Annotated in this window: 8 protein-coding genes; 3 read left to right on the top strand and 5 right to left on the bottom strand. The window is 60.0% G+C overall.

The annotated features are described in order from the left end of the window. The 3 genes from ACIREA_RS18230 to ACIREA_RS18220 all read right to left on the bottom strand — a co-directional run. A partial coding sequence (locus tag ACIREA_RS18230) for a Gfo/Idh/MocA family oxidoreductase (protein WP_397383760.1) occupies nucleotides 1-719 on the bottom strand: 719 nt, incomplete at its 3' end. After that, on the bottom strand, nucleotides 716-1705 hold the full coding sequence (locus tag ACIREA_RS18225; RefSeq protein WP_397383759.1) for a Gfo/Idh/MocA family protein: 990 nt from the start codon (nucleotides 1703-1705) through the stop codon (nucleotides 716-718). The genes ACIREA_RS18230 and ACIREA_RS18225, both read right to left, overlap by 4 nt. Nucleotides 1706-1775: 70 nt before the next feature. Beyond that, nucleotides 1776-4493 carry a DUF1592 domain-containing protein gene (locus ACIREA_RS18220; protein WP_397383758.1) on the bottom strand — a complete coding sequence of 906 codons (2718 nt, stop codon included), beginning with the start codon at nucleotides 4491-4493 and terminating at the stop codon, nucleotides 1776-1778. A 143-nt stretch (nucleotides 4494-4636) separates the two neighbouring features. Between ACIREA_RS18220 and ACIREA_RS18215 the strand changes: the two genes are divergently transcribed. The 3 genes from ACIREA_RS18215 (at nucleotide 4637) to ACIREA_RS18205 (ending at nucleotide 7731) form a co-directional block, all read left to right on the top strand. Further along, nucleotides 4637-5041, top strand: coding sequence for an FKBP-type peptidyl-prolyl cis-trans isomerase (locus ACIREA_RS18215; protein WP_397383757.1), 405 nt, complete (start codon nucleotides 4637-4639; stop codon nucleotides 5039-5041). Between the two features lie 17 nt (nucleotides 5042-5058). Further along, nucleotides 5059-5811, top strand: coding sequence for an SDR family NAD(P)-dependent oxidoreductase (locus ACIREA_RS18210; RefSeq protein WP_397383756.1), 753 nt, complete (start codon nucleotides 5059-5061; stop codon nucleotides 5809-5811). Nucleotides 5812-6312: 501 nt separating this feature from the next. Then, the gene (locus tag ACIREA_RS18205; protein ID WP_397383755.1) at nucleotides 6313-7731 is read left to right on the top strand and encodes a N,N-dimethylformamidase beta subunit family domain-containing protein; all 1419 of its coding nucleotides are present in this window, start codon (nucleotides 6313-6315) and stop codon (nucleotides 7729-7731) included. Between the two features lie 315 nt (nucleotides 7732-8046). On the opposite strand, the gene ACIREA_RS18200 is transcribed toward ACIREA_RS18205, so the two are convergent. Together ACIREA_RS18200 and ACIREA_RS18195 are read right to left on the bottom strand one after the other, a co-directional pair. Beyond that, a complete protein-coding gene (locus ACIREA_RS18200) occupies nucleotides 8047-9396 on the bottom strand; it encodes a DUF1501 domain-containing protein (RefSeq protein ID WP_397383754.1) in 1350 nt (449 codons plus the stop codon). Between the two features lie 16 nt (nucleotides 9397-9412). Then, nucleotides 9413-9957 (bottom strand): DUF1553 domain-containing protein (locus tag ACIREA_RS18195; RefSeq protein ID WP_397383753.1); only part of this gene is annotated, 545 nt, incomplete at its 5' end.

The following is a 9957-nucleotide window of genomic DNA, read 5'->3' as shown; positions in this document are numbered from 1 at the left end:
CCATACGCATCATGCAGCGCGCCAATCGTCACCCGCACGCCACTGCGATGCGTCAGGTGCATCACATCACCTCCCGCATCGCTCAGCGCCTGCACGGTCAGGAAACCCGGCCCCAGCAGCGGCTCCACCGCCTCCAGCGCATGGATGCCATAGCGCTCCCACGTCTTGCAGGTGAAGCTCGTGATCCAGCGCAGATCTCCAAGTTGAGCGCGCTGCTCATTACTCAGCCTCATCTCAGGCGCATAGCGCATGCCGCTCGTGGAAAGAATAACGGCACCCGCCTTGTGCCACTGCACAAATTGCCGCAGGTCCGCGATGTTCGTCGCCATCGGCTTGTCCACAAACACCGGCAGCCCCGCTTCGATGAAAGGCTTCACGCGGCGGATGTGATCATCCCCATCATCCGTCGAAATGATCGCCGCATCCACATGCCCGCTCACATCCTCCGGCTTCGAAACCACGTTCGGGATCAAGCTCGCCGCAGCGACCTTCGGCGCATCCGCCGGATCATCCGTCCACACATGCGTCACCCGCGCCCCGGGAATGCGCACCTCCTCCACGCGTTGCTTGCCAAGATAGTTCAGAATCGCAGGGTAGGGACACTGCGCCATCGCAGCCGGATCAAATCCATTCACGATCGCGCTCCACGAATACGGGTGCCCGTTCCCTTCAATCATGCCCAGCATCGCCAGGCGGAGTTCTTTGCGTCCGTCGTTCATGAAATCGTGATGGGCAGGCCGGTGGCGGCAGAATCAAGCGCGGCACGGTTAAAGCGCAGCGTCTGCACCGCTTCTTCAAAGGTGCTCAGCGCACAGGCCTTGCCCTCCATGCCATTAAGAAAAGCGTTCGCCTGCGCAATGAAAAGATCATCCCGTTCCAGAGGCGCGGTGGTGTTCCATGTCCACGCAGTCTCACCGCGCTTCATGCTGCCCCAGCGCTGCGCATGAGATTCAATTTTGAGGCTGCCGTCTTCGCAGTGGACTTCAAACACCGTCTCATTCGCCGCCTGAAACTGCGTCATCGCATAGCTGGCCAGCACATCGCCATGACGCGCCGTCACGTTCACCGTGTCCTCGACGCTCACGCCTTCCAGATTCTGATGCGCCGCATCACAAAAGACCCGCGTCATCGGCCCGATCATCCACTCCATGGCATTCACGATGTGCGTCAGCGCATCCTGAATGGCACCACCACCCGTCTCATGCCGTGCATAATAGATGTCGCGATACGCCGGCCGAAACGTGGGAAAATGCTGCCCCGCCACCACGCTCGCATGCAACGGCTTCCCCAGCACACCACTCTGCAAAAACTCACGCGCCGCCACGACCCACGGGAAGCAGTGGTACACATACGCCACCGCAACAAACCGCCCGCTTTGGGCAATGGCCACACGCGTTTCCTCCAGCCCGTCCAGCGTCACAGACAGCGGCTTCTCAATCAGCAGTGCCGCACCCTGCGCCGCTCCTTCACGCGCTATCGCCAGATGCGTGTGCGCAGGCGTGCAGATCACCCACGCATCAAAGCGCCGCGCCTGCACTGCTTCCGCCAGGCTGCCATACGGTTGCACCTCATAGCGCTGGCTCACCTCTCCCAGCAGCTTCGCATTCGCATCACACACGCTGACCTCACAGCGGCCGGTCTTTTGAAAGCAGCGCAGGTGGCGTTCGCCGATGCTGCCGCAGCCGATGATGAGGATGGAATGCATACTTCGAAATAACCGTGGAGTGCATGCCGGTCCAAGGCGTTTTATCTGGTCTGGTCCTTGAACCAGTTGGTCATTCAGAGGCCTGCGGCTGGGTCGCCCGCATCTTCTGAAACGGCACGCTCTCACACACCGCCAGAATCAGGTCCTGCATCTTGTTGCCTGACGCCTTGGCCTTGCGCAGGATCTCCTCCGTCGTGGGCTTGTCGGAGTATTCCAGCCCGCGCCCCAGCGCGTAGATGAGAAGATTGTCCGCCACATTTTTCACAAACTGATCGCTCATGTCCCGCACCAGGATGCTGCGCAGTTCGGCCAGATTCGCAAAAGTCTGCCCACGCACGAGCGACCCGGAGGCATCGATCGGCTGCTTCTTCTCCTCGTCGCGCCAGCGACCGATGGCATCGTAGTTTTCAAACGCAAATCCCATGGGGTCCAGGAAGGCGTGGCATCCGGCGCAGGCGGCATTGCTGCGGTGCTCGGAGAACTGCTGCCGCAGGGTCAGCTTGCCAAACTGCTGCTTCCTCTCATCAAGCGGGGCCACACCACCAGGCGCAGGCGGCGGCGGAGTTCCTAGAATGTTTTCCAGCAGATACTTGCCACGCTTCACCGGTGATGTCCGCGTCGGTGTGGAAGTCAGCGTCAGGATGCTCCCCTGCGTCAGGATGCCCCCACGCGGCGTGCCTTGCAGCGACACCTTCTGGAATTTGTCACCCTTCACGCCTTGGATGCCGTAGTAGCGGGCCAGCTTCTCGTTCACAAAAGTGTAGTCAGCGTTCAGGAATTCGATCACGCTGAGGTTGTTTCGCAGGATGTTGTCGAAGAACGTCTGCGATTCCTTCTTCATCGCGTAGCCCATTCCACCCTTCCAGTCAGGAAAGCGTCTCTCGTCCACATCCACGATGTCCATGTCACGCAGTTGCAGCCACTGGCCGGCAAAGTCCTCGGTCAGGCTCCACGCACGGTAGTCACCAATCATCCGCTTCACTTCCGCAGCCAAGTTTTTGCGCAGTTCACCTTTCGCCGCCAGTTGCAGCAGCTTGTCATCCGGCGGCGCGGACCACAGGAAATACGAAAGCCGCGAGGCAAGGCTGTACTCGTCGATCAACGCCACGCCGTTTTGCACCGTTCCGGTCGGCGTGGGAGATCCACGATACAAAAAACCCGGAGACATCAGCATGCCGCGCAGCACATAGCCCATCGCCTCCAGCGGCGGCAGGTTTTCCTTCAGCCCCAGGTCCGCGATGCCGTGCCACTTGGCCTTTTCAGCATCACGCAGCGGGCGGCGGAACAGGCGCTGCCCTAGCTTGTCCACAAGGCCATGCACGTCCGCGACAGCAATGCCTTCCGGCTGACCGAGCGGTCCTTCCACCTTGAGTTCATGCAGCCAGAAGTTGCGGTCCTCGTGCGTTTTCTCGTCGTAGTAGTCATTGAGGAACCACACCTGGATCTCATGCTTGCCCGCCGGCAGTTCGACTTCCGTTTTGAACCACTGCGGCGTCTGATCCTTGGCCGTGATGGAGAAGGACCCCGCATTTTTTCCACCGATGCGCACATCAAATTTTGCCGGCTCGCCACCCGCCTGCTGCGCGCCCGCTTTGATGATGAGTCGGTACTTTCCAGCCATGGCCAGATCCAGATGGTGCTTCACATAACCATTCGAAGGCAGTTGGATGGTGCCCGTGTCCCGGGACGCATTGCCCTGGCCGTTTTCAAAATCCTCACCACTCAGGTTGATGGCAGGCAGACCCGCAGGCTTGCCATCCAGCAGCCATTGCACAAGCCGGGTGCCTCGCGGCGGCAGCAGTCCGTCAGGCCCTTCCACCTCGATCTTGTCCAGCGCCAGATTCCGGTCGCGTTTGTCAGGATCAGGATTCTGCGGGTCCGCGAAATCATTCAAAAACCTCACCACGATCTTGTGCTCGCCGCTTTTCAGCGGGACCATCTGCTGGATCATCTGCCACGGGCCTTTGTCGCCATGATAAGGAGCCGTCACATCAAAGGTGCCCAGTTCCTTGTCATCCACACGCAGCGCCACCTTTGCCGCATCCGGTCCGGCCTGCGTCGCAGAGAGGTGGAATTTCAGCCGGTAGTTGCCATACGCAGGCGCGGTGAATTTCGTGGCCGCATCCGCGTTGCTGTGAAACCAGCGCACCCCCTCCCACTCCTTCGTTTCGCCCTTCTGATTCCAGAATTTCTTCGCCCCCAGTTCCATGTCCAGCCTTGGCACGTCGGTGGTGTCCAGCGCCTTGTCCGCCACCGCATTGGCGGCACGAATGTACTTTTCCATCAGCAAGGGCGAGATGCTCAGCACGTCACCAATGTTGTCAAAGCCGTAGCCCGTGTCGTCCGGCGGAAAGTCGTTCGCCGGCTTCATGTCCACCAGCACGAGATCACGGATCGTATTGTTATACTCCGTGCGGTTCAGTCGGCGGTAGGTGACGTGGCCGGGATCAATCTTTTGCGGGTCAAACCAGAACACCGTGTTGTCGATCCACGCCACGATCTCATCCCGCTCCGGCAGCGAAGGCTTGTCCTTCTTTTCCGGCGGCATAACATGCGTGACCAGCTGCTGCCTCGCATGATCCCACAGCACCTTGTCGCCGATGAGCTTGGAATAATCCGGGTACTCATCCAGCGCGAAATCGCCTTTGTCTGTGCCGTCGCCATGGCAGTCATAGCAGAATTTTTGCAGCAGAGGCAGGATGCGCTGGTTGTAGGCATCCTGGCCGCGTTCAGCGGCGGACAGCAGGGAGGGAATCGCGATGGCGGCAAAGATGAGGCGACGAAGCATGAAAGAGGAAAATTGGGGGTATCAAAGATACGCACGCAAAGTGGCAGGGATTTCGCCAAAACCAACGCCACATTGCGCATCATTTACGGTTGCATGCGCCCTGGCTTGCGGTGATGAAGCCCGCCCCTTTCACCCAATTTCCCATGTCCCAATCTGTTCTCGAATCCGGCCGGGCCTTCCTCGCCGCCAACGCCACCAAAGAAGGCATCACCACCACCGCCAGCGGTCTGCAGTATGAAGTGATCACCCCCGGCACCGGCAAGAGCCCCAAGGCCAAGGACACCGTCGTGGTCAACTACCGCGGCACCCTGCTCAATGGCGTGGAGTTCGACAGCTCCTACCTCGCCGGACGCGAACCCGCCGAGTTTCCCCTCAAGCGCGTCATCAAAGGCTGGACCGAAGGCCTCCAGCTCATGCAGGAAGGTGCCAAGTTTCGCTTCTTCATCCCGTCAGAGCTCGCTTACGGCAAGCGCGGTGCCGGAATCGACATCGGACCGAATGAAACCCTCATCTTTGAAGTGGAACTGCTGAAAGTCTGGGAAGACTAGGCACGATTTCTCTGTCCATGAATCAAATCGACCTCAAGGACAGAGTTGCCATCGTCACCGGTGGCGCACGCGGAATCGGCTACGCCATCGCAGAGCGCCTGCTCAGCTCAGGTGCGGGCGTTTGCCTCTGGGATATTGACGCTGCGGCGCTCGATGCGGCCAAAGCCGAACTCTCCGCCCTCGGCAAAGTGCACACCGCCACCGTGGATCTCACCAGCATCACCTCCGTGGAAGCTGCCGCCGCATCCACCATCGGCGCCTTCGGCAAGATCGACATCCTCGTGAACAACGCAGGCATCGCCGGCACCAACGCCAAGACCTGGGAAACCGACCCCGCTGAGTGGCAGCGCGTCATGGCCATCAATCTGAACGGCCCCTTCCACTGCTGCCACGCCGTCGTTCCTCACATGCTCAAAAACGGCTACGGTCGCATCGTCAACATCGCCTCCATCGCCGGCAAGGAGGGAAATCCCAACGCCGCTCACTACAGCGCCTCCAAGGCCGGTGTCGTCGCATTAACAAAGTCTCTCGGCAAGGAGCTCGCCACCAGCAACATCATCGTCAATGCCATCACCCCGGCCGTGATCGAGACCGACATCCTCAAGCAGCTCACCCAGCAGCACATCGACTACATGCTGTCCAAAATCCCCATGAACCGCTTCGGCAAAAAAGAAGAAGCCGCCGCCCTCGTCGCCTGGCTCTCCTCCGAAGACTGCTCCTTCACCACCGGCGCCGTCTTCGATCTCTCCGGCGGCCGCGCGACCTACTGATCTCTGCTCCAAAAGCTCGTCAAACAATCCACAGCCAAGGTGTCGGGGCCTCCTGACCCCGACACAATACGGCTCGTGCCTGGTGATCCTGAAAGGATCAGAGAAATTAGCCGGTGGTGAAGCGAAACCGCGAAGCGGTGCAGCGTGAACCACCGGATCCTGCGCGTCATGTTCCCCATCTTCGGGGTGCATGCCGGAGGTATGCGACAAGCCTTCTGCCGCCAGGCGTCCACGCCTCTCTTTCAGCACTTCGTTCCACAACACTCACCAGCCCCAAAGGGGCTGCACACCACAGCGAAGGGTTGCCGAGCCTTAGCGAGCCTACCCTGGTACCCACCAACAAATCCGGGAAGCAAACCCACCACCCCGCCACACCCCCAGCCCACCAGCAGCGTCTGCCATACACTGCGCCACGCACCCGCTCCGCGATTTTTACACGCCTCCTGTCATCGGAAATCCTCTCCCCTGATCGTTTTCGCCTTCCACCCGCGTATTCTGCAAATGTCCCTGATCACCGCAGAAAACTCCAAGCCCGGCTCACACGACTGGCAGCTCACCCGCATGCGCCTCGACAAGAACGAGGGCTTCCGCACCCCCTTCATCGAAGGCTACTGCTCACGCCAATCCGTCAAAGCAGGCGACACCCTGGACATCTTCGTCAGCACCAAACCCACCGCTCGCTTCAAGCTCGAAATCTTCCGCACCGGTTACTACGGCGGCTGCGGCGCGCGCCTGATGACGGAACTCGGCCCCTTTGAAGGCAAAGAACAGCCCGTGCCCGAGATCGGCGAAAAACGCCTCCGCGAATGCCGCTGGGAAAAGACCACCTCCATCACCATTCCCCAGGACTGGCTCAGCGGCGTCTATCTCGGCAGGCTCACCACGCTGCCAGCCTCGAAGGACGAACCCTACTGGCAAAGCTACATCGTGTTCATCGTCACCGACGACCGCAAGGCGGACATTCTCTTTCAGTGCAGTGACAACACCTGGCAGGCCTACAACCGCTGGCCGGACAATTACTCGCTCTACACCGATCCCAAGGGCAACCAGGGGTCGTGGTCGGATGTGAGCTTTGATCGTCCGTATGCAAAGTATGCGCAGATCTACGAGAATCCGCAGTCCGTCGGCAGCGGTGAGTGGCTGTGCTTTGAGTTTCCCGCCGCCTACTGGCTGGAGAAGGAGGGCTACGATGTGACCTACTGCTCGAATGCCGACATGATCACCCCGGATCACGGCTTGAAGTGCAAGGCATTCATCAGCATCGGACACGACGAGTACTGGGACATCCGCCAGCACGACAGCGTGGCGAAGATGCGCGACGCAGGCGTCAATCTGCTCTTCCTTTCCGGCAATTCCGTCTGCTGGGTCACGCCTTTCTCACCGAATGCCGATGGCCTTCCCAATCGCCGGATCTTCCGCGGCGGACCCTACGGTGGCGACTACAAGTACGCCGTGGATCGCGAGAAAGATTACGGTCCCTATCCGCATCGCGGGCCGGACGAAGGCTACCTCATGGGCGTGCGCAACATCGACCCCGTGAACGGAGGTGGCGACTGGATCTGCACCAAGCCTGCGCACTGGGTCTTTAAAGGCACGGGCATGAAGCAGGGGGACACCATTCCCGGCATGATCGGCTGGGAGTATCATGGCGATGCCCCGAAGGACCTGCCCGGCCTCGAAATCGTCGCCGCAGGCACCGCCTTCCAGGGCGGCAGCAATCCGCAGCAGTGGCAGGCCGTGATCTTCGACGGCCCGAAAGGAAACTTCATCTTCAATGCCTCCACCATCTGGTGGGCCCAGGGCTTGAGCAAGCCCCCCGGCCACATGCCCGTCTGGAGCCACTACTCCCGCCCCCACGGCACCGACCCCCGCGTCCAACGCATCACCGCGAATCTGCTGAAACGGGCGATAGGTGCGTAGCAGCGGAGCGCGGAATTTATTCCGCAGCAATCCGCAGCAAGCGATACTCCGATCTTCCCATCAACCCCGCCACATCGACAGCGCATCACTGCGAATCTGCTGAAGCGGGCGATTGGAATATAGCAGCGGCGCGCGCCTCCTAACGTAGGTTGGGCGTGTTTGGCACGCCCTGCTTTCCCATCTTCCAACGCGCTCTTCGCCAAACCACCCGATTCTCAGGGGCACCAATCCAGCATGGCGTCATCACGCGCTCACAGACGAGCGCGCTGTCGCCACCCCCATCATATTGAATCCGCCCAGTACGGTGTTCCTCCCTCACGCCAAAATCCCCTTCGCCACCTCCCCGCTCACATCCGTCAGCCGGAAATTCCTTCCCGCATAGCGATACGTCAGCCGCTCATGGTTGATCCCAAGCAGATGCAGCACCGTCGCATGCAGATCATGCGTGCCGAGGATCCCCGTCTCCGCCTTGTCCCCCATCTCATTCGTGCTGCCATAGGCAAATCCACCCTTCACCCCACCACCCGCCATCCACATGGTGTAGCCGCCACCATTGTGACCACGGCCATTGTACGGCTCATTATCATAGCCACTGCCACGCCCAAACTCACCACCCCACACAATCAGCGTATCCTTCAGCATGTCCCGCTGCTTCAGATCCGCGATCAATCCCGCAATCGGCTTGTCAATCGAAGTACACTGCCGCGCAAGATTGTCACGCAATCCATTGTGATGATCCCACCCGGGTGAAGTCAGCTGGATAAACCGCACACCCTTCTCCGCCATTCGCCGCGCCATCAGACACTGCGTGCCAAAGCGCTCCGTAGCGCCGTCATCCAGGCCATAAAGCTCCCGAATATTCTGCGGCTCCTTGTCCAGATCCAGCACCTCCGGCACACTCGTCTGCATCTTGTAAGCCAGTTCATAACTCTGAATAATCCCCTCAATCTCCGGGTTCCCCGGATCACCACTGAGCAGCTTGCGATTCGCCTTCTGGATAAATTCGATCTGCTTCCGTTGCTGCGCATCACTCAGCCGCCCATTGCTCAGATCCGGCACGCCCCCACCGCCCGTGCTCAGCCGCGTACCTTGAAACGTCGCAGGCAAAAACGCCGATCCATAGTTCATCGCCCCGCCATTGTCCGCCGCCGGATTGATCGTGACAAACCCCGGCAGATCCTCCGCCACCGTGCCGAGTCCATAAACAACCCAGGCCCCCATCGAAGGCCGCACAAACGTCTCACTCCCGATGTGCAGCGCCACCGTCGCCATCTGATGCGCATTCGTTCGCGTCTGCATCCCGTTCAGCAGACAAAGCTCATCCGCATGCTTCGCCAGCTCCGGAAACGCCTCCGAAATCATGATCCCGCTCTTCCCCCTCGGCTTGAACTCAAACACGCTCCCCATGTACTTCTGTACCTTGTTCGCTTCCGCCTTCGCCAGCTCCGGCTTGAAATCAAACGTATCAAGGTGACTCGGCCCGCCCTGCATGAACATAAAGATCACCCGCTTCGCCCTAGCCGCAAAATGCGGCTCCTTCGGCGCCAGTGGATTGATCGTCTTCGGCGGTGCCGCCGCACTCGCCCACTGCTGATGCAGCGCATTAAACGCCAGCCAGCCAAAGCCGGTGCTGGTTGATTGGAGAATGGAGCGACGTGTGGTCATGGTAGAAAATGAAAGGTTAAAACACATATCGAAATTCCGCAGTCCCCAGCAACGCCTGCACCAGCGTCTGCAGATCCAGCTCACCCGCATCACGCACCTCCTCACTCGACGGCCCTCGCCCCAGCACAGCACGATAGACCGCCTTCACATCCTTCCCAGCTTTCTCCGAGATCTCACCCGCCAGCTCCTCCACCATCGGGTTGTTCATAAAAAACAAAGCCTGCGGAGCCACCGTCGTGACATCTCGCTGCCCCTTGATCTGCGTCGGCCCAGGAAAATCAAACGTGCTGAAAAGCTCCGGCACATTGTCCCGCACCACCGGCAGATAAATCGTGCGATACCCATCTTCAACACTGAGCAGCCCACGCGTCAAACCATGCCGCCCTTTGCCACCCGTGCCCGCCACCTGGATGCCTTCAGGTCGGTCAAACGTAAGCTTCCCCGCAAGCTGCAGCAGCGTGTCCCGCAGCGGCTCCAGTTCCAGTCGCTTCGCATTCATGCGCCACCGCAGCTTGTTCCCAGCATCCGGATGTTCAGGATTGCCCGTGCTCGCCAGCCGAT

This window comes from Prosthecobacter sp. (assembly GCF_044373815.1).
Classification (GTDB): Bacteria; Verrucomicrobiota; Verrucomicrobiia; order Verrucomicrobiales; family Verrucomicrobiaceae; genus Prosthecobacter.
Note: the sequence above shows the minus strand (reverse complement) of the source record. Positions and strands in the feature narration are given on the sequence as shown.